Annotated in this window: 20 protein-coding genes; 1 reads left to right on the top strand and 19 read right to left on the bottom strand. The window is 73.0% G+C overall.

The annotated features are described in order from the left end of the window. Positions 1-88 precede the first annotated feature (88 nt). The 19 genes from ACZ7G1_RS13145 to ACZ7G1_RS13055 form a co-directional block, all read right to left on the bottom strand. Positions 89-925: an alpha/beta fold hydrolase gene (locus tag ACZ7G1_RS13145; RefSeq protein ID WP_470871451.1), complete on the bottom strand. Its 837-nt coding sequence runs from the start codon at positions 923-925 to the stop codon at positions 89-91. A 136-nt stretch (positions 926-1,061) separates the two neighbouring features. Continuing rightward, the gene (locus ACZ7G1_RS13140; protein ID WP_470871453.1) at positions 1,062-3,818 is read right to left on the bottom strand and encodes a helix-turn-helix transcriptional regulator; all 2,757 of its coding nucleotides are present in this window, start codon (positions 3,816-3,818) and stop codon (positions 1,062-1,064) included. After that, positions 3,815-4,702 (bottom strand): carbohydrate ABC transporter permease, encoded by an 888-nt coding sequence (locus tag ACZ7G1_RS13135; protein WP_470871454.1) that lies wholly within the window; start codon positions 4,700-4,702, stop codon positions 3,815-3,817. Before ACZ7G1_RS13135 ends, ACZ7G1_RS13140 begins: the two co-directional genes overlap by 4 nt. Then, the gene (locus ACZ7G1_RS13130; RefSeq protein ID WP_470871456.1) at positions 4,699-5,664 is read right to left on the bottom strand and encodes a carbohydrate ABC transporter permease; all 966 of its coding nucleotides are present in this window, start codon (positions 5,662-5,664) and stop codon (positions 4,699-4,701) included. The genes ACZ7G1_RS13135 and ACZ7G1_RS13130 overlap by 4 nt, the downstream gene beginning before the upstream one ends. Next, a complete protein-coding gene (locus ACZ7G1_RS13125) occupies positions 5,664-6,995 on the bottom strand; it encodes an ABC transporter substrate-binding protein (protein ID WP_470871458.1) in 1,332 nt (443 codons plus the stop codon). Before ACZ7G1_RS13125 ends, ACZ7G1_RS13130 begins: the two co-directional genes overlap by 1 nt. Positions 6,996-7,099: 104 nt before the next feature. Continuing rightward, a complete protein-coding gene (locus ACZ7G1_RS13120; RefSeq protein WP_470871460.1) occupies positions 7,100-7,417 on the bottom strand; it encodes a GNAT family N-acetyltransferase in 318 nt (105 codons plus the stop codon). A gap of 45 nt (positions 7,418-7,462) precedes the next feature. Further along, the gene (locus ACZ7G1_RS13115) at positions 7,463-8,164 is read right to left on the bottom strand and encodes a GPR1/FUN34/YaaH family transporter (protein WP_470871461.1); all 702 of its coding nucleotides are present in this window, start codon (positions 8,162-8,164) and stop codon (positions 7,463-7,465) included. Positions 8,165-8,179: 15 nt separating this feature from the next. Continuing rightward, a complete protein-coding gene (locus ACZ7G1_RS13110) occupies positions 8,180-10,072 on the bottom strand; it encodes an amidohydrolase (RefSeq protein WP_470871463.1) in 1,893 nt (630 codons plus the stop codon). Then, a complete protein-coding gene (locus ACZ7G1_RS13105; protein ID WP_470871465.1) occupies positions 10,069-11,022 on the bottom strand; it encodes an alpha/beta hydrolase in 954 nt (317 codons plus the stop codon). The genes ACZ7G1_RS13110 and ACZ7G1_RS13105 overlap by 4 nt, the downstream gene beginning before the upstream one ends. A 44-nt stretch (positions 11,023-11,066) precedes the next feature. Next, positions 11,067-11,897 (bottom strand): alpha/beta fold hydrolase, encoded by an 831-nt coding sequence (locus tag ACZ7G1_RS13100; protein ID WP_470871467.1) that lies wholly within the window; start codon positions 11,895-11,897, stop codon positions 11,067-11,069. Between the two features lie 80 nt (positions 11,898-11,977). Further along, the gene (locus ACZ7G1_RS13095) at positions 11,978-13,402 is read right to left on the bottom strand and encodes a dihydrolipoyl dehydrogenase family protein (RefSeq protein WP_470871469.1); all 1,425 of its coding nucleotides are present in this window, start codon (positions 13,400-13,402) and stop codon (positions 11,978-11,980) included. Then, complete coding sequence (locus ACZ7G1_RS13090) at positions 13,402-13,980, bottom strand: Dps family protein (RefSeq protein ID WP_468507853.1); 579 nt, start codon at positions 13,978-13,980, stop codon at positions 13,402-13,404. Before ACZ7G1_RS13090 ends, ACZ7G1_RS13095 begins: the two co-directional genes overlap by 1 nt. 314 nt (positions 13,981-14,294) lie before the next feature. After that, on the bottom strand, positions 14,295-14,801 hold the full coding sequence (locus ACZ7G1_RS13085) for a DoxX family protein (protein WP_470871471.1): 507 nt from the start codon (positions 14,799-14,801) through the stop codon (positions 14,295-14,297). Positions 14,802-14,806: 5 nt separating this feature from the next. Beyond that, a complete protein-coding gene (locus ACZ7G1_RS13080; protein ID WP_470871473.1) occupies positions 14,807-15,469 on the bottom strand; it encodes a hydrolase in 663 nt (220 codons plus the stop codon). A gap of 187 nt (positions 15,470-15,656) precedes the next feature. After that, the gene (locus ACZ7G1_RS13075; RefSeq protein ID WP_470871475.1) at positions 15,657-16,823 is read right to left on the bottom strand and encodes an alpha-hydroxy-acid oxidizing protein; all 1,167 of its coding nucleotides are present in this window, start codon (positions 16,821-16,823) and stop codon (positions 15,657-15,659) included. Between the two features lie 340 nt (positions 16,824-17,163). Continuing rightward, positions 17,164-17,844, bottom strand: a complete 681-nt coding sequence (locus ACZ7G1_RS13070) for a DUF6426 family protein (RefSeq protein ID WP_470871477.1) — start codon at positions 17,842-17,844, stop codon at positions 17,164-17,166. Positions 17,845-18,042: 198 nt separating this feature from the next. Beyond that, on the bottom strand, positions 18,043-19,245 hold the full coding sequence (locus ACZ7G1_RS13065) for an MAB_1171c family putative transporter (protein WP_470871478.1): 1,203 nt from the start codon (positions 19,243-19,245) through the stop codon (positions 18,043-18,045). Beyond that, positions 19,242-19,619 (bottom strand): hypothetical protein, encoded by a 378-nt coding sequence (locus ACZ7G1_RS13060; protein WP_470871480.1) that lies wholly within the window; start codon positions 19,617-19,619, stop codon positions 19,242-19,244. The genes ACZ7G1_RS13065 and ACZ7G1_RS13060 overlap by 4 nt, the downstream gene beginning before the upstream one ends. A gap of 346 nt (positions 19,620-19,965) precedes the next feature. Further along, entirely contained in the window at positions 19,966-20,394 is a 429-nt protein-coding gene (locus ACZ7G1_RS13055; protein ID WP_470871482.1) for an XRE family transcriptional regulator, read from the bottom strand. A 274-nt stretch (positions 20,395-20,668) separates the two neighbouring features. On the opposite strand from ACZ7G1_RS13055, the gene ACZ7G1_RS13050 reads away from it, so the two are divergent. Further along, positions 20,669-24,121 carry a molybdopterin-dependent oxidoreductase gene (locus ACZ7G1_RS13050; protein WP_470871484.1) on the top strand — a complete coding sequence of 1,151 codons (3,453 nt, stop codon included), beginning with the start codon at positions 20,669-20,671 and terminating at the stop codon, positions 24,119-24,121. Positions 24,122-24,174: the final 53 nt, after the last annotated feature.

The raw sequence follows: 24,174 nt of genomic DNA, 5'->3' as shown, positions 1-24,174 counted from the left end.
GGATCAGTATGAGTCATGCGAACCGTCCCGCTTCCGGCCGGGGGACGCCGGGGCTCCGGCGCCGCCCCGGCCGGTCAGGGGCGGGTCGTCACTTCGCCAGGAAGGCGAGGAGGGCGGTGTTGACCTCGTCGGCGTGCGTCCAGAGCAGGCCGTGCGGGGCGCCCTCGATCTCGACGTAGTCGGCCGAGGGGAGCGCCTTGTGGAAGGGGCGCGCGGTGCCGTCGGCGGGCAGGATGCGGTCGGCGGTGCCGTGCAGGATGAGGGCCGGGACGTCGACGGCGGGGATGTCGGCGCGGAAGTCGGTGTACCAGGTGGCCGGCGCGGCGGAGGCGGCGAAGGAGCCGCCGCGGGCGGCGGTGTTCCAGCTGTTGCGGACCGCTTCCTCGCTGATGCGGCTGCCCAGGTTCTCGTCGAGGTTGTAGAAGTCGTTGAAGAAGGCGGTGTAGTAGGCGTACCGGTCGGCCTTGACGGCGGCGACGACGCCGTCGAAGAACTCCTTCGGGGCGACGCCGTCCGGGTTGTCGTCGCTCTTGAGCAGGCAGGGTTCGAGCGAGGCCAGGAACGCGACCTTGGCGACGCGGCCGGAGCCGTACGTCGAGACGTAGCGGGCGACCTCGCCGGTGCCCATCGAGAAGCCGACGAGGACGGCGTCCTTCAGGTCGAGGGTGTCCATCACGGTGTTCAGGTCGGCGGCGAAGGTGTCGTAGTCGTAGCCGGTGGTCGGCTGCGACGAGCGCCCGAAGCCGCGGCGGTCGTAGGTGATGACGCGGTAGCCGGCGTCGAGCAGTGCGGCGCTCTGGCGCTCCCAGGAGTGGCCGTCGAGCGGGAATCCGTGGATGAGGACGACGGGCTGTCCGGCGCCCTGGTCCTCGAAGTACAGCTCGATGGGGTTGGTGTTCTCCTGGCCCACGGTGATGTACGGCATGGGGTTGCGTCCTCGATTCGGGGTGGCTGGTCCGCGCGTCGAAGCGGCGCGGTGTGCCCGTCACGCTAGGACCGGCCCGGTGCCTCCGGTTGCCGTGCCGCGCACCACGCCTTGCACGGGGGCGCAGAGTTCACCCTCAGGCGTCGTCTGCGGTCGTGTCCTCGTCCTCGGCGAGGACGATCCGGGCCAGGTGGACCCTGGAGCGGACCGCGAGCTTGCGGAAGATCGACGCCAGATGGGTGTTGACCGTGTGCGGCGAGACGACGAGGGCGTCGGCGGCCGACCGGTTGGTGTGTCCGGCGGCGATCAGCCGGGCCACCTTCCGTTCCGAGGCCGTGAGCGCGTCCCAGCCCTGGTCGGTGCGCGGCCGGAGGCGGCCGGTGCGCCGGCCGGTGCGGCTCGCGGCCCGGTCGGGTTCGGCACGTACCCGATCGGCCTCGGCGTCGGCCCCGGCCTGGGCGTAGAGGTCGTGCGCCCTGCTCAGGGCGGGGGCCGCGGCGGCGTCGCCGGAGGCCAGGAGGGCGCGTCCGAGGTCGGCGGAGGCGGCGGCCAGGGCCAGTGGCCGGGGGCCGTCGAGGAGGATGGCCACCGCCCGCTCCAGGAGGGCGGGGTCGGCGTTCACCAGGCCGGCGGCGTGGGCTGCCGCGCCCTGCGCGGTGGGCACGGTGGGGTTGCGGGTGGCGTGTGCGGCGGCCTGGGCGGCGAGGTCCTCGGCCAGCTTGCGGTCTCCGCCGCGCAGGGCGATCCGCACGGCCTGGACGACGTGGGGGCGGAGCAGCCGCCACCGGAGGAAGGGGTGGTCGCGCTGCACCGACCGGAGGTGCTCGGCGGCTTCCGGGTGGTCGCCGTCGGCGTCGGCGACGACGGCCTCGAAGTACCGGTGCGTGGCGTGGTTGCCGGTGTTCGGCCGGTCGGCGACGGCCGCCCGCACGACGTCGAGGTGTTCCCGGGCGGCGTCACGGTCGCCGCGCAGCAGGGCGAGGAGGCCTCGGTTGACGCGGATGTTGACCTGGTTTCCGGGCACCTGGAGGTCCGCTTCGAGGCGCTCGGCGGTGACGAAGTCGGCGTCCGCGTCGTCGAGCCGCCCGAGCGCCAGGTTCAGGGTTCCCTGGACCCAGATCAGCATGGCGGGGCGCAGGGGGGTGTCGCCCGCCGACCGGAGGAGTCTCCGTACGGCGTCGAACTCGTCCATGTGGATCAGGGCGACGGCCTCCTCGGGAAGGAAGGCGGAGTCGAACACGCTGAGCGCGGTGTGGTGTTCGAGGGCGGCGGCGCAGTCGCCCGCGTTGAGGGCGATCTCGCCGAGGCCCCACAGCGCGAGGACGCGCGCCTCCCGGTCACCGGCCCGCTCCGCCTCGGCGAGCGCCCGCTCCCCGGTCTCGCGTGCGGCCCCGAGGTCGCTGCCGCGCGACCGTGCCAGAGCCTGCCGGGCGGTCAGCCGGGCGCGGATGGCGGGGTCGGTGACGGCCGCCAGCGCCGTCGTCGTGCGGCGGGTCAGTTCGTGGACGTCGTCGAGGTGCCAGAGGGCGTCGCCGAGTACGGACTGCAGTCGGGCGAAGACGTCGAGGGCGGGCTGCCGGGCGAGCAGCGCGTCGCCGGTGTCCCGTGCCTGGGTGTACCGGCCCGCGCGGGTCAGGGCGACGACGGCCCGCTCCCCCACCTCGTGGACCAGGGCCGCGCGGGGCGGTACGAGTTCCAGGGCGCGTACGGCCAGGTCGGCGGCGAGGTCGGGCATCACGGCGATCACGTCGTCGGCGGCGGTGCGGAGGAGGCCGATCGCCTCCAGGTCGCCGGGTTCGGCGCTCTTCAGCAGGTGCGGGACGGCGTCGCCTGAGCTCCGGCCCGCCGCGACGAGCCGGCTCGCGGCCTCCCGGTGCAGCGCCCGGCGTACGGAGGGGGCGAGGTCGGCGTACACCGCCTGGCGGAGCAGGTCGTGGCGGAACAGGAGGCGCTCGCCGTCGTCGTGGAGGAGGGCGGCGCCGATCGCCTCGTCCACCTCGGCGCTCAGCGCGGAGGCGGCCCGGCCGCACAGGGCGGCAGCGTCGGAGAGCGAGAACGCGCGGCCGAGGACCGAGCCGATCCGCAGGAAGTGCAGGGTGTCAGGCCGCAGGTCGGCCAGTCGGCCGCGTACGCCGAGGACCAGCCGCTCGGGCGTCTCCGGCCCGTCGGCTCCCGTCGCCGCGATGCCCGCGAGCATCTCGGCCGCGAGGAAGGGGTTGCCGCCCGCCCCGTCGAGGAGCTCCTCGACCCGCGCCGGCACGTCCCCGCCGAGGACGTCGCGTGCCAGCTCGGAGACGGCCGTCTCGGACAGCGGCCGCAGGTGGAGGGTCGTCGTCAGCGGCCCCTGCCCGTACAGCTCCGGGTTCTCCCGGCTCGTGAGCAGCCACAGGACCGGGGAGCTGAGCAGCCGCGCCGGCATGACGCTCAGGGCGAAACGGCTCAGTGGGTCGGCCCATTGGACGTCGTCGACCGCGATGAGTACGGGCCTGCCGGCCGAGCGTTCCTCGATCAGCTGGGCCAGTCGTTCGACGAGCCAGATGCGCTGGTCGTGGTGGCCGGCGAGGTCCGCGAAGTCCGCGCCGGTGAGCAGCGGCGGGTCACCGTGCAGGAGGCCCGAGGCCAGTGAGGCGAGCGGCGCCAGTTCGTGCAGTTCCTCCGCGCGTCCGTGGCTGACGAGGAATCCCTGGGACCGTGCGAGCGAGACGGCCTCCTGGAGCAGCGCGGTCTTCCCGATCCCGGGCTCGCCGAGGAGCAGCGCGATCGCGCCTCCCTCCCCGTCGCGCACCGTCTCGGCCAGGGCGCGCAGCCGCCCCATTTCGGCTTCGCGGCCCCGAAGCCCGGGTCGGCTCAGCCCCTTCGCCGTGTTCCCCTCGTCGGGCCGTTCGTCGCTCATCCCTTGACCGATCCGGCGAGCAGCCCCCGTGCGAAGTGCTTGCGGAGGAGGAAGAAGACGAGGAGTGGGACGAGCGCGGCCACGAAGGCTCCCGCGGTGAGCCGCTGCCATTCGTTGCCGTAGGTCCCGGCCAGGCCCGCGAGTCTGACCGTCATCGGCGCGGTCTCGGCCGTGCCGCCGGACAGGGTGAGTGCCACGAGGAGGTCGTTCCACACCCAGACGAACTGGATGACGGCGAGGCTGACCAGGGCCGGGCGGGCGAGCGGCAGCACGATCCGGAGCAGCAGCGTGCCGTGCGTGGCGCCGTCGACGCGGGCGGCCTCGATCAGCTCCCGGGGCAGCCCGGCCAGGAAGTTGTGCAGGAGGAACACCGCGAACGGCAGCGCGAAGACCGTGTGGGCGAACCAGACCTGGCCGAACCGCGCGGGACCGGTGAGGTGCCATGCGGGCAGGAACAGCCAGCCCTGGGAGACCAGTTTCAGGAGCGGGACGAGCGCCATCTGGAGCGGCACGGCCTGGAGCGCGAAGACGCCGACGGCCAGCGCGTCGCGCCCCCTGAAGTCGATCCAGGCCAGGGCGTACGCGGCGAGGAAGGCCAGGACGAGCGGGAACAGCACCGAGGGCACGGTGATGACGACGGAGTTGACGAAGTGCTCCGCGAGCCGCCCCGACCCGTTCCGGCCGCCGGACAGCACCTCGCCGTAGTTGTCGAGCGTGAGGTGCGGGGTGCCGAACAGGGTCCACCAGCCGGTCGTCTTGATCTCCCGCTCGGGGCGGAACGAGGAGAGCAGGAGCCCGAGGGTCGGTGTCGTCCAGAGGACCGCGATCACCACGGCGACCGACGTGAAGGCGCGGGAGGCCAGCCGCTCCCGGGCGCCGTTCACCCCGCCCTCCGCCACGCCCGGACCTGGTGGGCGACCAAGGGTGTGACGAGCAGGAAGAGGAGCACGGCGAGCGCCGAGCCGCGGCCCGTCTCGCCGTAGCGGAAGGCCTGGTCGTACATCTCGTGGGCGATGACGCCGGTGTCGAACTGCCCGCCGGTCGTCGTCTTGACGATGTCGAAGGCCTTGAGGGTGCCGATCGCCTGGGCGAGGAGCACGACGAGCAGCGTGGGCCTGATCGACGGCACGGTGATCCAGCGGAAGACCTCCCTGGGGGACGCGCCGTCGAGCCGGGCGGCCTCGGTCAGCTCCCCGGGTACGGCTCTGATCGCGCCGGTCAGCAGGACGGCGGCGAAGCCCGCCTGGGTCCACACCATCGCCACGATGAGGAGCAGGACGTTCCAGGGAGAGTCCACGAGCCACTGCCTCGGTTCGCCGCCGAACGCGACGACGAGCTGGTTCAGCACTCCGATCTGCCCGGCCTCCGCGGGACGGTAGGCGTAGACGAACTTCCAGACGACACCGGCGCCGACGAAGGAGACCGCCATCGGCGTCAGGACCAGGGACAGCGCGAAGGTCCTGAACCGTGAGCGGGCGACGGCAGCCGCGTACAGCAGACCCACCGCGGTGGACACCGACGGCACGAGGACCACCCACGCCAGGGTGTTGCGCAGCGCCACGAGCGCCCGGTGGTCGGTGAACATCCACACGTAGTTGTCGAGGCCGGCCCAGGTGTCCCCGCCGCTGCCGGTGAACGACAGCGCGAGGGTGCGCAGTCCGGGCAGGAGGAGACCGATCGTGAGCAGGAGCAGCGCGGGGGCCAGCAGGATCAGGGCCGCGCCCCTCCTCCGCGCCGGCCCCCGGTGCAGGGCGAGGAGGACCAGGGAGACGACCGCCGCGAAGGCGGCGAGGCCCTGGAGCAGGTACAGCAGTTTGGGCTGCTGGGCGACGGCGTCGAAGGACATCACCGGCTCGGCCAGGACCGTTCGATGGTGCCGGCGACCTGTCGGCTGCTCGCGCCGCCGATCCAGTCGACGGCTCCCTTCCAGAACGTCCCCGCGCCGACCGACGCCGGCATCAGGTCCGAACCGTCGAACCTGAACTGTGTCCTGGGGTCCTGGAGGAGCTGGATCGAGAGCTTGTCGACCGGCGTCGCGGCGTTCGCCGGATCCACGGCCTTGTTCGCCGAGACGAACGGGCCCTTGGTCATCCGCGTGTTCGCGAAGTCGGCGGAGGCCAGGTACTCCTGGAACGCCCGCACTTCGGGTCGGTCGGCGAACGCCGTGGCGAACACCCCGCCGCCGAGCACGGGCCGGCTCGCCGGGTCGGCACCCGGCAGGAGGAAGGCGTAGACGTCCTTGTCCGGTCCGATCTCGGTGCCCTTCGGCCACATGTCGGCGTAGAACGAGGCCTGGCGGTGCATGGCGCAGTCGCCGGAGAGGACCGGTGTGCCGGCCTCCTGGAAGGAGATCGACGCCATCGACCGGGCCGGACCGAAACCGCCGTTGGCGTACCGGTCGTTCTTGAGGACGGACCCCACGGTGTCCATGGCCTTGATCACTCGCGGGTCGTCGAACGGGATCTCGTGGTCGACCCATCGGTCGTAGACGTCCGTGCCCTGCTGGCGGAGGAGCACGTCCTCGATCCAGTCCGTCACGGGCCAGCCGGTCGCCTCTGCGGACTCGACGCCCGCGCACCACGGCTTGACGCCCGAGGCCGCCACCTTCTCGGTGACGGCCATCAGCTCCGTCCACGTGCGGGGAACGGCCAGTCCCCTGTCCCGGAAGAACGTCGGGGAGTACCAGACGAACGACTTCACGTTCGCGACCAGCGGAGTGCCGTACAGGGTCCCGTCCACCGTCGCGTAACTGTTCCAGTCCGCCGACCAGCCCCGCTTCGCGAGGGCCTCGACCCCCGCGCTCACGGGCTTGAGCTTCCCCGCCCGCGCGTAGCGTTCCATGAGGCCCGGCTGAGGGAAGAACGCCACGTCGGGGGCGTTGCCGCCGTCGACCCGCAGCTGGATCCGGGCCTCGAACTCCCCGTCCCCCTCGTACTGGACGTCGATTCCCGTGCAGTCGGCGAAGTCCGCCCACGTCTCTTCGAACAGGTCGGCCTCCCGGTCCCGGTTCTCCGCGTAGACGGTGACCTCGGTGCCCGGATGCCTGCCGTAGCGGGCGTACGGTGCGCACTCCGCGGTGGTGTGCGACCGCGAACCGCTGTCCTGCGGTGTGCCGCAGGCGGTGGCGGTGACGGCGAGGGTGGTGACGGCGAGCGCGAGCCTCGCGCCGAACCTCATGGGTGTGCTTCCTCCGATCGCCCGCCGCACGTTCTCGACGGGCGTTCCGGAAAGCTACCGGGTTCGAACGACATAGACCAATCGTTCGAGATGCGCGTCTCCCGCTACAGGCCGAAGCGGGCGCGGCGTGCCTCGGGCACCAGGTCGGCGTACTCGGGGTGCTTGCCGATCCAGCCCCGGATGAAGGGGCAGTAGGGCAGGACGCGCAGCCCGAGGGCCCGGGCGTCGTCGAGGGCGCCGCGGGCGAGGAGCCCGCCGAGCCCCCGGCCGCCGAAGCGGGGATCGATCTCGGTGTGGATGAAGGCGATCTCGCCCTCGGACAGGTGGTATTCGGCGAAACCGGCGGTCTCGGCGTCGGCGTCGGACTCCGCGAGGATCTCGTAGCGGGACTTCTCGGGGCGGTCGAGGACCCGGGGTTCCATGGGGACTCCTGTCTGGGGGTGGTGTTACGGGGGAGGTGGCCGGCTTCAGAGGGTGCGGCGCACGCCTGCCTGGCGTTCCAGGTTGCGGAGCTGGACGGCGAGGTCGCCTTCCACGGCGACGTGGGCGGGGCCGCTGCGGCCGAGGGGAAGGACCTGCTCGCCGCGCATGTCCTCGAGCATCAGGGCGAACGCCGTGTACATCGCGACCAGCGCGACGACCAGGCCGAGCGCCCCCGACGTGCGCGTCAGCCATTCGGCGCCGGTGACGCCCGCGAGGCCGGTGGCCGCCCAGCGGGGCAGGGAGACGGCGAGGACGAGCCACAGCGCCCGCTTGGGCCCGGTCACGGCGGTCATCAGCGCGCCGAAGCAGAGGAGCGCGAGGTTGAGGACGCCGAGGACCTTCAGACCGTCGGCCGCGCCGCTGAGCATGATGAGCGCGTAGGGCAGCCAGCTGCCGGCGAACACCGCCATCAGCGTGGCCGCGATCACGTCACGGGCACCGAAGGCCAGGAAACTGACGAGGAGTTGGAGGACGAAGGCCGGAAGCACGGTGAGGGCGACGGCGGTGCGGGCCTCCTCGCCGAGGATCCCGAGCTGGAGGCAGCCCGTCATCACGGACGCGATGGCGATCGTGAAGAACCCGAGCGGCATGGGTGAGGCGATGGGCCGCAGGTTGATCCGTGTCATCGACCGGAGGTCCGGCTCGAAACGGCGTTCCGGCAGGGCGTCCTGCGGGGCGTCGGTCATCGGGGGTCTCTCTTCTCAGTGCGCGAAGCAGGGGTCGACGAACGACGGCCGCGTGTCGGGAGCGGAGCCGCGCGCCACGCGCCAGCGGCGGTGCCGCTCGGACTCGGCGGCGGCCTCGGCCACGAGCGAGGCCTGGCGGGCGCCGCTCTGGTAGCCGCCGAAGTGGGCCACGGGGCTCCATTCCGGGTGCACCGGCGGGACGGCCTCGTCGAGTCCCTCGTACTCGGCGGTCGCGTAGACGACGCGCCCTCCGACGACGGTCAGGACGGACTCGATGTCGGGAATGACGTCCTCGGGCACGGTGAGGAAGTCGTCGGAGAGGACGGCGAGGTCGCCGTAACAGCCCTCCCGCAGGGTTCCCTTGACGTCCTCCTCGCCGGTGAGCCGCGCTCCGCCCCGGGTGTAGAGGCCGAGGGCGGTCTCCCGGTCGACGAGGTTCCCGGCCGGGTAGAGCGCGGTGCCGCCGACGGTGCGCCCGGTGACCAGCCAGTGGAGGGCGACCCACGGGTTGTACGAGGAGACGCGGGTCGCGTCGGTTCCGGCGGCGACCGTCAGGCCGCGGTCGAGCATGGCCCGGACCGGCGGGGTGTGGGCGGCGGCCTCGGGGCCGTAGCGGTCGAGGAAGGCGGCGCCCTGGAAGGACATCCGGTTCTGGACCGATACGGCTCCGCCGAGGGCGGCGATCCGGTCGAGGCTGGCGCCCGAGACGGTCTCCGCGTGGTCGAAGAGCCAGCGGTTGCCGCCGGGGAAGAGCCCCTCCGCGGCGAGCTTCTCGAAGACGGCCAGGTCGCGGCGGATCGTCTCGTCGTACGTCGCGTGGAGCCTGAAACCCCAGCCGTTCTCCAGCAGGAGCCGTACGGCGCTCTCGAACTCGGTCTCGTAGCCCGCGGCGAGCTCGGGCCGGGGCTCGGAGAAGTTCTCGAAGTCGGCGGCGGCCCACGTCAGGTTCTCGCCCGCGCCGTTGAGCCGGAGCCACTCGTCGCCGTCCCCGGGCTTGACCGTCTCGGTCCAGCGCTTGAGGTCGGCGAGCTCCTGCCCGGCGGTCTGCGGGAAGAGGTGGTAGGCGATCCGGAGGGACAGCTCCCCCGACCCGGCGAGGTCGGTGACCGTGGCGTAGTTGTCGGGGAAGTTCTGGAACCCGCCGGCGGCGTCGACGGCGGAGGTCAGCCCGAAGCGGTTCAGTTCGCGCAGGAAGTGGCGCGTCGACGTCCGCTTGTCGGCCTCGTCCAGGGCCGGTGCCTTGGCCAGGGTCGAGTACAGGACGAGAGCGCTCGGAGCGGCGAGGAGGACGCCGTTGGGTTCGCCGTCCCGGCCCCGGACGATCTGCCCGCCGCGCGGGTCGGGCGTCTCCCGGGTGAAACCGGCGGCCCGCACCGCGGCCCGGTTCATCAGCGCCGACTGGTACAGGTGCAGGACGAACACCGGGGTGTCGGGGGCGGCCGCGTTCAACTCGGCGACGGTCGGCATCCTCCGCTCCGCGAACTGTTCGGCGGTCCAGCCGCCGACGACCCGGATCCACTGCCCCTTGGGCGTCCGGCCGGCCTGCTCGCGCAGCATCGCCAGAGCCTGGCGCAGACTGCGGACCCCGTCCCAGCGCAGCTCCAGGACGTAGTTCAGGCCGCCCCGGATCACGTGCAGGTGCGAGTCGTTCAGGCCGGGGATCACCCGGCGGCCGAGGGCGTCGACGACCTTGGTGCCGGGCCCGACGAGGTGGGCGAGGTCGTGGTCGTCGCCGAGGGCCGCGACCCGGCCGTCGCGGATCGCGACGGCGCGGGCCGCGGGGCGTTCGGGGTCGCCCGTGAACACCTTGGCGTTGCGGACGAGGAGGTCGGCGTGCTCGCGCTCCTGCCGCGGGGCGGGCACGAGGCCCGCCACCGGCATGCTCGCCGAAGGACCGGTCGTGGTCATGCGAGGGCCTTCCGGAGGGTGTCGGTGGCGAGACCGATGGCGAGGTCCGCGGCCCACGTGTCGCGCAGCGCGTTCAGCATCACGAAGTCGTGGATGGCTCCCTGGACGCGCAGGGCGGTGACGGGGACGCCGGCCGCACGGAGCTTCGCCGCGTACGCCTCGCCCTCGTCGCGCAGGACGTCCGCCTCGGCGGTGATGACCAGGGCCGGCGGCAGGCCGGTGAGCTGCTCGGTGGAGGCGCGCAGCGGCGAGGCCGTGACCTGGGCCCGCTCGGCCTCGTCCGTCGTGTACTGGTCCCAGAACCACTTCATGGCGTCGCGGCGCAGGAAGTAGCCCTCGGCGAACAGGTGGTACGAGTCGGTGTCGAAGCTCGCGTCCGTGACCGGGTAGAAGAGGACCTGCTGGACGAGCTTCACGTCGCCGCGCCGCTTGGCCATGAGGGTGAGCGCCGCACTCATGTTGCCGCCGACCGAGTCGCCCGCGACGGCGATCCGGGTGCCGTCGAGGTCCTTGTGCCGCCCCTCGCGGGCGACCCACTGGGCGACGCCGTAGTTCTGCTCGATCGCGACGGGGTAGCGCGCCTCGGGCGAGAGGTCGTACTCGGGGAACACCACGGCCGCCCCGGTGCCGACGGCGAGTTCGCGGACGAGCCGGTCGTGGGTGTGGGCGTTGCCGAAGACCCAGCCCGCGCCGTGGATGTAGAGGATGACGGGAAGCGGGCCGGTGGCGCCGCGGGGGCGGACGATCCGGGCGCGGACGTCACCGGTCGGGCCTCCGTGGACGGTGATCCACTCCTCGTCGACCTCGGGCAGGGGCACGCCCTCGCCGTTCTGGACGTCGTCCACGGCCTTGCGGCCTTCGGCCACGGGGATCTGGTAGAGGTACGGCGGCTGGGCGGTGGCGTCGGCGAACGCCTGGGCGGCGGGTTCGAGGACCGGACGGTTCGTCATGAGCTGTGCTCCTAAGGGGTGTTGGAGAGGGATCGGGCCGGTGGCTAGCGGGTCGCGCGCGCCGCCGCGAGGATCACGTGGCTGACCACCGCCGGGCGGGAGACGGCCACGGCGTGCGACGCGTCCACTTCGGTGACGTGCGAGCCGGCGCGCCGGGCCATCCACCGCTGCGCGGCCGGCGGGATGTTCTTGTCGGCGGTGGCGACCAGCGCCCAGGACGGGATCGTCTTCCACGCCCCCTCGCCGGCCTTCTCCTCCAGCGCCGTGGTGGCCACCGGGCGCTGCGACGCCGCCATGACGGCCGCTTCGTCGGCGGGGACATCGGCGGCGAACTGCCGGTGGAACTTGTCTTGTTCGATGGTGAGTTCGGTGCCGCTGCCACCGCCGGGCAGCGGGTACGACCCCGGGTTCACGGTGTCGCCGAGCGTGGAGCCGGGGAACTTGGCGGCGAGCTCGGCCGCGCTCTCGCCCTTGTCCGGGGTGAAGGCGGCGATGTACACGAGAGCCTTCACCCGCCGGTCGCCCACCGCGGCACCGCTGATGACCGCGCCGCCGTAGGAGTGCCCGACCAGGACGACGGGCCCCTCGACGGCGGCCAGCACACCGCGCAGGTAGGCGGTGTCGGCGGCGAGGCCGCGCAGCGGGTTCGCGGGCGCCAGGACGGGGTAACCGGCGTGCTGCAGCCGCCGGATGGTGCCGTTCCAGCTGGAGGCGTCCGCGAACGCTCCGTGGACCAGGACGACGGTCGGCTTCGGCTCGCGCCGGTCGTCGCCGGCCGCGACGGCCGGGCCGCTCGCGGGTCCGGCACCGACCAGGGCGGCCAGCGTCGCGGGCAGGGCGAGGCCGAGGGCGAGGGCGCGCCTCGTGGGATGCATGGTGATTCCTTGTCAGGTGATGAGGGGTTCGGACGTGCCCGGTCGGGCGGGAGAGCGCGGAACTTCAGCTGCGGCCCGCTTCACAGGCCGTACGACTCCAGGAGCCGGAGCCAGACCTCGCTGACCGTCGGGAAGGCGGGCACGGCGTGCCAGAGGTGCGCCAGGGGGACCTCGCCCACGATGGCGACGGTGGCGGTGTGGAGGAGCTCGGTCGCCATCGGGCCGGTGAGCGTGCAGCCGACGACGACTCCTCGGGGCTCGTCGACGACGAGCTTGGCGAGGCCGCGGTAGCCGTCCGCGTGGAGGGCGGCGCCGGCGACGTCGTCGATGCGGTACTCCACCGCGCGTACCGTCAGACCCGCTTCGCGAGCGGCGCGTTCCGTGAGTCCGACGCTCGCGACCTCCGGGCGGGTGAAGACGGCCTGCGGGACGGCGATGTGGTCGGCCTCCGCGCTCCACGGCTGCCGGTCGCCGGTGTCGGCGGGGCGTCCCGCCGCCCGCTCGGCGATGGCCGCCGCGCAGGCACGGGCCTGGTACTTGGCCATGTGGGTCAGCGGCGCGCGGTGGTTCACGTCACCGACGGCGTACAGCCAGTCGCCGTCGACCGAGGTGACGCGGCACGTGTCGTCCACCGGGAGCCAGTCGCCGGCCGGCAGGCCCACGGAGTGCAGGCCCAGGTCCGAGGTGCGCGGGCGCCGTCCGACGGCGGCGAGGACCTCGTCGCAGACGAGGGCGGTGCCGTCGTCGGTGTGCACGGTCACCGCGCGGGTGGCGTCGTCACGGGCGACCCGGACGGCCGCCACCCCGAAGCGGATGGTGACGCCCAGGTCGCTCAGCCCCCGGGTGACCTCTTCGCCGGCACACGGCTCCCAGCCGGTCAGCAGAGCCTGGTCGCGGACGAGGAGGGTGACGGAGGCGCCCAGCGAACGCCACGCGGTGGCCATCTCGCAGGCCACCACTCCCCCGCCGATGACGACGAGCCGCTCGGGCACCGCGTCGGCCGTCGTGGCCTGCCGGTTGGTCCACACGCCGATCCGGTCGAGCCCCTCGACGGCCGGCAGGGCGGGTTCCGTGCCGGTGCAGACGACGACCGCGCGCCGGGCCGCCAGCGTACGGACGACGCCGTCGGCCCCCGTGACCTCCACCCGGCGCTCGCCCGCGAGCCGCCCGTGTCCCCGTACGAGCGCGATGCCCGCACCGTCGAGCCACTCGGCCTGCCCGGTGTCGTCGCCGCGCCCGGTGAAGCGGTCACGGCGGGCCAACACGCGCGCGGGGTCGAGCGCCGCCGTGACCGCCTGCCGGGACCCGTCCACCGCCCGGGCCTCCGCAAGGGCCGCACCGGGCCGCAGCAGCGCCTTGCTCGGCACGCAGGCACGGTAGGAACACTCGCCGCCCACCGCGTCGGCCTCGACGACGACGGCGGTCAGGCCGGACCGCACGACCCGGTCGGCGACGACCTCACCGCCCGGTCCACCGCCGACCACGACGACGTCGTACGTGTCCATCAGCCGCGCACCAGAGGCGTGTCGACGAGGTGCTCCGCCAGGAACCACACCTGCGCCTCGCCAGTGCGGATCACATCGGAGACGAGCAGGTCGGCGCTGCCCTCGTCACCCTCACCGGCCAGCCGGGCGGCGGCGTCCCTGGCGTCGATCAGGATCCGCTCGTGCGCGTCCAGGAGCCGGGACAGCATCACCGGGACCGGCTCGACACCATCCGGCGGCCTGGGGATCGACGTCAGCTCCGCGACGTGACGCGGGTCCCCGACAGCGACGCCGCCCAGGCTCTGGACCCGCTCGGCCAGCGCGTCCACGATCGCCAGTTGGGCCTCCGCGTGCTTGTCCAGCATCAGGTGCAGCGAGTAGAACGTCGCCCCGCGCATGAGCCAGTGGTGCTTCTTGTACAGGGAGTACAGGATCTGCGTGTCGGCGAGCACGCGGTTCAGCCGCTGGCACGCGTACATGCGGGTGTCGTGACCGAGCCCGATCGGCAGCTGCTTCAGCGTGCCGAACGCCTGCGTCTCGGCGCCCTTCTGGTGCAGCAGCGGCTGGCCGCCGCCGTGCGGGGTCGTGAGGGTGTCCATCGGGTGCTCCAGTTCGGGAGGGAAGGGTGGGGAAGGGCCGGCCGGCCGGGTCGGGGTACGGGGGCGCGGCCGCCCGGGCCGGGGTACGGGGGGCGTGGCCGCCCGGGCCGGGTACGGAGGGCGCGGCGCCCGGGCCGGGTTACGGGGGGCGTGGCGCCCGGGGCCGGGGGTACGCGGAGGGCGGCCCCGATCCGCGGGGCGCGGGGACGCGGAGGGCGGGCCCCGGCTCGCGCGGCGCGGGGACGCGGAGGGCGGGCCCCGGTCCGCGCGGCGCGGGGACCGGGAGGGCGTGCCCCAGCTCGCGCGGCGCGCGCTCAGCGTTCGGCGTTCGCCGGGGCGGGGAGCCGGTGCAGGACGAGCCGGGTGAGGAGGCCGCTGCCGAGTCCGGCCGCGAGGGCGAGGGCGGCCCACCACAGCGGGTACGGGGTGAGGCCGAGGGCTGCGTCGAGGGACCAGGCGCCCGGGCCGGTGGCGGCGAGGGCCGCGGCGGTGACGATGAGGACGAGCGGGTACTCGTACCCGTCGTTCTGCACCCAGAGCCCGTGGCGCCACTTCACGGTGAGCGCGACCGTCATGACCCCGATGGTGCCGGTCGCGGCGAGCGGGGTGAGGAGGCCGGCGGCGAGCAGCAGGCCCGAGCCGATCTGACCGCCGCCCGCCGCCAGGGCGGTGAGGACACCGCCGCGGAAGCCGTCGGCACGGAACTCCTCGGTGCCGCCCTCCAGGCCCTTGCCGCCCAGGTGCGAGCTGACCTTCTGCACACCGTGGCCGGCGACGAGCAGTCCCACCAGCAGACGCAGGATCAGAATGCCGGTGTCCACGGGGGTCAGCCGGCCGCGTGGGCGCCAATGACGCTCTGGGCGTAGACGACACCCAGGCCATACGCGCCCGCGTGGGCCTTGACGATCTCCATGACGGCGCCGTACGTCTCCTGGCGCGCCCAGTCGCGCTGCAGCTCCAGGAGGACCTGGACCCAGGTCACCGGGACGGCGCCGGCGGCGATCATCCGCTGCAGGGCGTGCTCGTGGGCCGCCGGGCTGACGCCGCCGGAGGCGTCGGACACGACGTACACCTCGTAGCCCTGCTCGAGCGCCGAGAGCGCCGGCAGCACCAGGCAGACCTCGGTCCACAGGCCCGACAGGATGATCTTCTTGCGTCCGGTCGCCTTGACCGCCGCCACGAGCGCCTCGTCCTCCCAGGCGTTCATGGTGGTGCGGTCGATGATCTCGTTCTTCGGGAACACCTCGGCGAGCTGCGGCAGCAGGGGGCCCGAGAAGGACTCGGCGGCGACCGTGGTCAGAACGGCCGGCACGTCGAACGCCCGGGCCGCCTTGGCCAGTCCCACCGTGCTGTTGATGATCGCGGCCCGGTCGCCGCTGCCCGTGCCGAAGAACATCTGCGGCTGGTGGTCCACGAAGAGCATGACCGAGTTGTCGGGCGTCAGCAGATCCTTGCTCGGAGCGGCCTGCACCTTGTCGACGTCGAACATTGAGGGGTCCTTTCGAAGCTGTCCACGACGTGCCCACCGCCTCCCGCGGCTCGGCACCCCCTCAAGCTACGAGCGCCCCGACCGACCGATTTGACCTCCCGCGCCCCGGCGTTGGCACCACGGCGCACAACCGGCCGGTCCGCGGCCGGCGGCGATCCGCTGACCGGCCTTTCCCGCAGGGGCGTGCTCAGAGGCGTACGAGGGCCTCGCGGGTGAGGTGGGTCAGGGCCGGGTAGCCGTCCACGGCCATGATCAGGTCGGCTTCCGCGAGCAGTGAGCGCAGGACGTGGACGATGCCGTCCGTGCCGCCGAGGGCGAGTCCGTAGGCGTAGGGGCGGCCGACGCCGACGGCCGTGGCGCCGAGGGCGAGGGCCTTGATCACGTCGGCGCCGCCGCGGACGCCGGAGTCGAAGAGGACGGGCAGGCCGTCGGCGGCCTCGACCACGGCGGGCAGCGCGTCGAGGGCGGGCAGGCCGCCGTTGGCCTGCCGGCCTCCGTGGTTGGAGCAGTAGACGCCGTCGATTCCGCCGTCCTTGGCGCGGCGGACGTCCTCGGGGTGGCAGATGCCCTTGAGGATGATCGGCAGGTCGGTGAGCGAGCGCAGCCAGGGAAGGTCGTTCCAGGTCAGGGGGTTGCCGAAGATCCCCACCCACTCCAGGATCGCGGCCCCGGGGTCTTCCTCGGGAGACTTGGCCAGCCGTGCCCGGAAGACCGGGTCGCCGAAGTAGTTGGCGAGGCAGTGGCCGCGCAGCTGGGGGAAGTTGCCCGCGCCGAGGTCGCGCGGGCGCCAGCCGGTGATCCAGGTGTCGAGGGTGACGACGATGCCCTTGAACCCGGCCGCCTCGGCGCGGTGGACGAGGCTCGCGGCCAGGTCGCGGTCGGTGGGGGTGTAGAGCTGGAAGAAGCCCGGGGTGTCGCCGAATTCGGCGGCGACCTGCTCCAGCGGGTCCACGCTCAGGGTGGAGGCCACCATCGGCACCCCCGTACGGGCCGCCGCGCGGGCGGTGGCCAGGTCGCCGTGGCCGTCCTGGGCGCAGAGCCCGATCACGCCGACGGGTGCCATGAAGAGGGGCGAGGGCAGGGTGTGGCCGAAGAGGTCCACCGCCATGTCCCGGCGGGTGGCGCCGACCATCATCCGCGGATACAGACCCCACCGCTCGAAGGCGCGGACGTTGGCGCGCTGGGTGTGCTCGTCCCCGGCCCCGCCGGCCACATAGGACCGGACGGACGGCGGGAGGGCGGCCAGGGCCTTCGCCTCCAGCTCGTCGAACGCCATGGGCAGCGCGGGCAGCACGCCACTCAGGCCGTCGAAGTAGATCTCGTTCTGGTAGTCGCCGAACTGCTGATGCGTCATCTCGTACCGTCCTGTGGGGGTGCCGGGGGCAGTGGACGTACCACTGCTGGAACTGCTCGACCACCCCGGCGGAGATCCGAGTGTCGGCGTTGCCCCGGGTCAGGTCGAACAGCTGGCTGGACCATGGCAGTTCGACATCACGACGCGCCACCCCGGCATCGGCGAGGGCCCTGTCCAGCAGCGTCCGGGAGACCCGGGTGAGCCGGGCGGGCCGTGGTGCCGGGCGGCCCGCCGCCACGCCCCGCGGCGTAGCTGCCCGTGGAAGAGGTCTGGCACTTCAAGACCTCTTCCGTACGGGAGCTCCGCCGCCGGGTACAGAGTGGCGCAGGCGTACGGGACGTCAGCAGGGGACGCCGGCGATGGTGGCGGTCGGGGCGGTGACGTTGACGAATTCGACGGAGTTGTAGCCGGTGGTGACCATGTAGGTGACGGTCTGGTACTCCACGCCGAGCGCGAAGCGCTGGCCGGCGGCGATGGTGATCTCCCAGCCCGTGGTCCTGGTGATCGTGGAGTTCAGCTTCGTGCCGAGCTGGACGTTGAGCACTTCGAGGGCCTTCACCGAGGCGTTCTCGCTGGCTTCGTAGTTGACGGTGTAGGTGGACGACTGGGTGAACTTCTGGGGAGCCGGGGAGTTGTTCTCCAGGCAGTCGTGCTTCACGGTCCACTTCGGCCCCGTGCTCCAGACGCGTATGCCGCCGCCGGACCCGCCACCGCTGGTCTCGCCTCCGGACCCGCCACCGCCCGGAACCGCGACGGGGACCTCCGGGCGTGCCACGTACTGACGCTTCCCCACGATCTCGACCCGCCCCATGTTGTACAGGTCGCCGAGCTCGCCGCCGCTCCAGTCGATCTTCTGCGTGTAGGTCGTCATGCAGCCGCCCTCGCCTCCCCAGGCGTCGGGCCAGTAGTCCCAGCCGCAGTCGCCGTCGGCGACGGCAAGGTTCGGGGCCACCGCGGCGGGCACGGCGGTGATCAGCGCGGCGCCGAGGGCGACGGCGGTCAAGGACGCACGGAACTTCATGAGTTCTCCTCACGGACGTGGTCACGAGCCCGGGCGATTCCTCGATCGCCCGGGCGACGGAACACTGACACGGTTCCCAGGCGTCAGCCAGCGTGAATTCAAGCCATCCGCCAATCAGCTGAAATGAATGAGAGGTGCGTGACGCGATGCCGGTCCCCCGCGCCTGGAGGGCTGGGGCCGGGAGGGGTACGGCGGGAGTCAGCCCGCGTCGAGCTCGACGCGGATCCGACGGCGGACGGCCTCGACCACCGGCGAGTGGGTGAACGCCTCGCAGACCAGGATCAGCCAGTCCGCTTCGGCGTCCAGGTCGGTCGACGGCGCACTCGGGGCCTGTTCCGGGCCGGTCGACCGCGGGTAGCGACGGCCGGCGGCCGCGGCTTCCAGGGCTGCCGCGACCACCGCCGCCTCGACCACGGCCGCCTGCCGCCGCCGGTCGTCCTCGGCCGCGCCGGGCCCGGCCACGCCCGCCTCCGCCGCCCAGCGTGACGCCTCCGGGTGGACGAAGGGGCGCAAGGCGAGCTGGGCGTCGCGGATCTCGATCACCCGCCGGTAGAGGGCGAATCCCGGTGAGGCGCCCGAACCGGCGCGCAGGGCGAGGCAGATGTCCGGATGGGCGGCGCGCAGGGCGGACCAGAGCGGGCCGATCCGCCGGTGGCTGCGCCAGGCCCGTAACCGGCGCGCGAGGGCCGAGAGGCGGGCCGTCCAGGCCGTGAGGGTCAGTCCGGCGACGGTGAGCGCGAGGGTGGGCAGGGCGAGGACCGCGCCGCCGGTGAGGAACACCCGGCCGACCCGGAGCACGACCAGCACGGCCTGGACGCTCAGCGCGGACCGCAGGAGGCCCACCGCTCCACCCGCGACGACCAGTCGCAGACCGGTGCGCAGCGGTCCGGGTCCGAGCTGTCGGGCGGAGTGGTGCACCGCCCGGGTGTAGAGGCCGACGCACCAGAGGCTGTGCACGGTGAAGAGCAGGTAGTACGCGGCCATGAGGGGGCGTGCGCCGTCCGCGATGACGATCTCGCCTCCGGCGAGGGTGGGCGCGGCCGCCGCGTACAGGACGGCGGTGGCGGCCATCACCAGGGCCGAGGCGGTGGCTTGCCGGCGGGCTCGGGTGCGGCGTGCGGCGTCCGGCCGCACGGTGTGGGCCAGCAGGGCCACGGAAGTCTCGGCCAGCAGCTTGAGTTCGGTGCACAGCAGGGGAAGGGTGCGGGTCAGCGGGCCGGCCGTCTCGCCGGGGGCGACCCGGGCGAAGGGCTGCAGCACCATCGCGAGACCGAGGCCGAGCGCGAAGGAGATGAGGTAACGACCCCCGGAGCGCAGGGGGATGCGGCGCCGGAGCGCGATCCGTAAGCCGGCGCAGGCGACCGCGACGGCGCCCACGACCGCCGGCAGGGCTCCCGTCATGCGTCGGGGTCCACGCCGGTCCGGTGCGACGGGGTGTCGAAGAGCTGGCCGAGGACGGCCGCCCGGCGGGTCGGTCCCGCCGGACCGGGCGGGGGGTCGGGGCGGTCGGCCGACACCCGGTGCAGGACCAGGGTGGCGAAAAGCTCGGCCTCCTGCTCCTGGGGGTCGGTGTACGCGCCGCGCCCCAGGACCCGGTGGACCAGTTCGTCGGAGAGGTGCGGTGCCAGGCTCCGGATGGCGGAGGATTCGGCCAGCGGCCCGCGGTGGCGGTGACCACAGAGCAGGTGGCCGACCTCGTGGAGCACGATGTGCAGCTGGTGCAGTGCGCTGGTGTCGCTGGGATAGCCGATGTACTCGGCACGGTCGGTGCTCACCAGGAGCCCGCAGGTGCCGAGCGAGCCCGACGGGATCGGCAGCAACTCGACCGGCCGGCCGAACCGCTCGGAGAGCGCGGGGCCTAGGGGGTGTCTTGTCGATCAGGCCGGATCAGGGAGCGGCGTCTGGTGCCGTGCATCGCAAGGCGGAGGAGGGAGTCATGGCGGAGCCATGCCGACCGACGACAACGCGGCGAGGCGCGGTGCCAGACGCCGCGAGCCCGGCCTGATCGGCAAGACACCCCCTAGGGCCGGGATGTCCAGCGGATCGGGCAGGGGCAGGCTGTCCGCGATCCGGCGGCATCGGCGCCACAGGGCGCGCCGCCGCACGCCCCTCAGCACCGGCTCACGCCTGTCTCCTCGCCTCGGCTTCTCGGCGGGCGATGGCCTCGATCATGTCGCTGATGGTGCCGAGCCCTTCCGGGGAGAGCGTCACCGCCCGCAGGGCGACGTCGCGCACCTCGGCGTCGCGCAGGGCGCCCAGCAGGGCCAGCTGCTCGGAGATCCGCCGGCTCTGCTCGTCCTCGAAGAAGTAGGCCGCGGGCACCTGGAAGAACTGTGCCAGCGCCTCCAGATGACGCTTCGTCGGGTTGTCCCGCCGACCGGTCCGCAGCTGCCAGAGGTAGGTGGCGGAGAAGCTCTCGCCGCTCGCCTCCCGGCAGGCGCGGGCCACTTCCTCGTTGCTGTACGGCTCGCGGTTGGACCGGCGTACGGTCTGGAAGAGCCGCTCGATCCGTTCGGCGAGGGTGACCGCTTCGGCCCCGCCTGCCACCATCGCTTCCCTCCCACCGCTCGGCCCCGCCCGTGCGGGCAAGCATAGCCAAGCGCCATTCATCCCAGCTGACGTGACAATGGCTCGAATTCATTCCAGTTGACAACCCGAGCACGGTGGGGCCGTTCTCGTGGGGCTCGAGCGCGCGCCGTGCGACGGCCACGCACGGGCCGGGCCGAAGGGCTCGCCCCGCTGGTGACCCATGGCCCCCGGGTCCGGGACCCTCGCCGCTCGTCCGGCGGGCACGCGGCCCGTTGGATGGAAGGTGAGTACCCGAGTGCGGGAGGCAGCCGTGATCCAGGAGAAGCGGGGGTTCTGCACCCTCTGCAAGTCGCGCTGCGGGGCGGTCTTCACGATCGAGGACCATCGGCTGACCGGTGTGCGGCCCGACCCGGACCATCCGACCGGCACGGCGATGTGCCCCAAGGGCCGGTCCGCCCCTGAGATCGCCCACAGCACCCGCCGGCTGACGACTCCCCTGCGCCGGACCAACCCCAAGTCCGACCCGGATCCGGGCTGGGTGCCCGTCTCGTGGGACGAGGCGATGGAGGAGATCACCGAGAGGCTCAGGACCATCTCGGCGCAGAGCGGCCCCGAGGCGGTCGCGTTCGCCGTGGCGACGCCCTCCGGGACCATGGTGTCCGACGCCACCGAGTGGATCGAGCGCTTCGTCCGCGGCTTCGGCAGCCCGAACACCGTGTACAGCGCGGAGATCTGCAACTGGCACAAGGACGTCGCGCACGCCTTCACCTTCGGCAGCCCCCTGCCCCCGCCCGACTACGCCAACGCCGACCTCGCCCTGCTCTGGGGCTTCAACCCCGCCAAGACCTGGCTCGCCCAGTCCGCCGCCCTCTCCGCCGCCCAGGCGAAGGGCACCAAGCTCGCCGTGGTCGACCCGCGCCGGTCCACCAGCGCCCTGCGCGCCGACCGGTGGCTGCGCGTCCGGCCGGGAACCGACGCGGCCCTGGCCCTGGGCCTGGCCCACCTGCTCATCAGCAGCGGCCGCTACGACGAGACCTTCGTCCGGGCCTGGACCAACGCCCCGCTTCTGGTCCGCGGCGACAGCGGACGCTTCCTGCGCGCGAACGAGCTACCCGGCGCCTGCGACGACCCGGCGGACGGCTCCCTCCCCGCATTCGTCGTGTTCGACAAGGAGGCGGGGCGGGCCGAGCCGTACGACACCACCCGCGCCGCCCTCCGACCCGAACGCTTCGCCCTGCGCGGCACCCGCGACATCACCCTCCGTGACGGTTCGGTCGCCGCGTGCCTGCCCGCTTTCGAGCGGTATGCCGACGCCTGTGCCGCCTGGCCCGTGGACCGCGTCGCGGCCGCCACCTGGATCCCCGAGCGGGAGATCCGCGCCCTCGCCGACGACATCGCGGCCGCTTCCTCAGTCACGTACTACGGCTGGACCGGGGTCGGACAGAGCGCGAACGCCACGCAGACGGAGCGGGCCCTCGCGACCCTCTACGCGCTGACCGGCAGTTTCGACAGCCCCGGGGGCAACCACGTCGTGCCCGCCCCGGCGTACAACCCGGCGTCCTTCCCCGGGCAGATCGACCCCGTCCAGCGCGCCAAGGCCCTCGGCCTCGCCGAACACCCCCTGGGCCCGCAGACCACCGGCTACATCAACTCCGGGGACCTGTGCACGGCCATCGAGACAGGCCGTCCCTACCGGGTGCGCGCCCTGATCGGCTTCGGCTCGAACCTCGTCGTCTCCCAGCCGGGTTCCGACCGCACCGCGCAGGCCTTGGCCGCGCTCGAGTTCCAGGTCCACCTCGATCTCTTCCACAACCCGACCAGCACCACCGCCGACCTGGTTCTCCCGGTCAGCAGCGCGTACGAACACGAGGCCCTGCGCTTCGGCTTCGAGATCAGCCACCGCGCCCAGGAGCACGTCCAGCTGCGGCCCCGACTGGTCGAACCACAGGGCCGGTCGCGCAGCGACACCGAGGTCGTCTTCGATCTCGCCTGCCGTCTGGGGATGGGCGCGGAGTTCTTCGACGGCGACATCGAAGCCGCTTGGAACTGGCAGCTCGAACCGCTCGGCCTCACCGTCGGCGATCTGCGTCGCGCCTCCGGCGGCGTGCGCGTCCCCAGGGAGGAGAAGTACCACAAGTACGCCGCCCCGGACACGAGCCGTGACGACCACGGCCGGGAAGGCGCCGTGACGGGCTTCGCGACGCCCACCCGGCGCGTGGAGTTCTACTCCGAGCGATTGCTCGAACACGGGTATCCGCCTGTCCCCGAGCATCGCGACCCCACCCCCACGGATGCCGAGTATCCGCTCGTGCTCACCTGCGCCAAGCACGGCTATTTCGTCCACAGCCAGCAACGGTCGGTGACTTCGCTGCGCCGTCGCGCATCCGATCCCTCGGTCGACATCCACCCCCGCACCGCGGCCGCGCACGGCATCACCGCGGGCCAGTGGGTCGAGGTCGCCACCCGGCTGGGAGCCATCAGGCTGCGCGCCCGCCTCGACGACTCCCTGCACCCCTCGGTCGTCGTCGGCGAGTACGGCTGGTGGCAGGACGCCCCTGACCTGGCCCTGCCGGGCGCCGGCCCGACGGACGAGGCGGGCAGCAACTTCAACCGCCTCATCGGCCACGGCGTGACCGACCCGCTCAGCGGCTCCGCTCCCCTGCGGTCGGCCGCGTGCCGGATCACCCCGGCGGCCGGCGACACCGGCTGGGCGGGCACACGTGCTTTCACCATCGTCTCCATGACCGAGACCAGCCCCGGCGTCCGCACCCTCCGGCTGGCGCCACAGGACGGCGGCCCGCTGCCCGACTACCGGCCCGGCCAGCATCTGACCGTCCGCGCGGAGAACCGGGACGGCGCCATCCAGGACCCCTCCCAGGAGCGCGGCTACTCCCTCATCGGACCCGCCCTCGAAGCGGACCGCCTCGACTACCGGATCGCGGTGCGCAGGATCCCCGGCGGCGCTTTCACCACCTGGCTGCACGAAGAGGCGGCAGTCGGCGACCGGCTCCACCTGACGAGCCCCAGCGGCGTGTTCGCCATCCCCACCCACGCGGAAAACCCCGTGGTGCTGCTCGCCGGCGGCATCGGCGTCACGCCCTTCCTCAGCTACCTCGAAACCCTCGCCGCCACGGGCGGCTCGGTCCCCCGCGTGGTCCTGCACCACGGCAACGCCAACGGCTCCGACCACCCGTTCAAGGACCGGCTGCGCGAACTGGCCGGCCTGATACCGGCCCTGACGGTCGTCGATCACTACGCCACCCCTGCGGCGACGGACACGCCGGGACGCGACTACGACCGAGAAGGCTTCATAGGTGTCGACGACATCGATCCCGCCCTGTTCGGACAGCGCGCACGCTTCTACATGTGCGGCCCCCAGCCGATGCTGGACGCGCTCACCGACGCGCTGATCAGCCGAGGAGTTCCACGGTTCGAGGTGTTCAGCGAGAAGTTCCGCCCCCTCCGCAGGGACGTGACGGTTCCCGACGACGCCGAGTACACCGTCACCTTCGCACGTAGTGGCCGCAGTGCTCGGTGGCGCAAGGGCGACGGCGTCCTCCTCGATCTCGGCGAGGCCGCCGGAATCGACATGCCCAAGGGCTGCCGCGTCGGCCAGTGCGAAAGCTGCGCCTGCGCGGTCCTCAAGGGGACCGCGACCCATCTGGTGCCTCCCTCCGAGGACTTCCCCGAGTCCGAAGTCCTCACCTGCCAGTCCCTACCGACCTCGGACCTGGTTCTCGACGCGTGAGCCCGCGCTGTGACGCCCTGACGGGACGTCGGTGAAATCGGCGACAGGTCGGC

This window comes from Streptomyces sp. NPDC037273 (assembly GCF_055603625.1).
Note: the sequence above shows the minus strand (reverse complement) of the source record. Positions and strands in the feature narration are given on the sequence as shown.